This window comes from Runella sp. R0.1_18 (assembly GCF_057652155.1).
The window spans coordinates 1-419 of record NZ_JBYFCK010000104.1 but is presented as its reverse complement, the minus strand read 5'-3'; the positions used below and the strand labels follow the sequence as shown (position 1 = coordinate 419).

Annotated in this window: 1 pseudogene; it reads left to right on the top strand. The window is 44.4% G+C overall.

What is annotated here, in order from left to right:
• Positions 1-419: pseudogene (locus tag AC23P2_RS31265) on the top strand (tyrosine-type recombinase/integrase); the annotation flags it as partial.

Sequence of the window (419 nt, the reverse complement as noted above, 5' to 3'; positions counted from 1 at the left end):
TTTCAAGAATTAATCCACCGTTTTGAGCGCAGTATTTCGATACTTGGACGCAGCCCGAGCACCTTCAAGAACTATTCGATGCACGTTGCGGCCATTACGCTACATTATGGCAAAATCCCCACTGAGCTCGACCAAGAGCAGGTACATGAGTATCTCTTTATGCTCCAACAGCGGAGCATCACACCTTCACAGACCTACTTCAAACATACTATTTATGGTCTTCGATTTCTGTTAAAGAGCGAAGGGCTTCCCTACAGCTATCTTCATTTACCTGTCATACAGAAAGAGCAAAAATTGCCCGTTGTGCTGAGTAAACAGGAAGTTTGGGGGATGCTCAAAGCTTGTACATTGCTCAAACACAAGGTGTTAATCGGTCTTTTGTATGGATGTGGGCTGCGTTGTTTAGAAGTTCGAAGTGT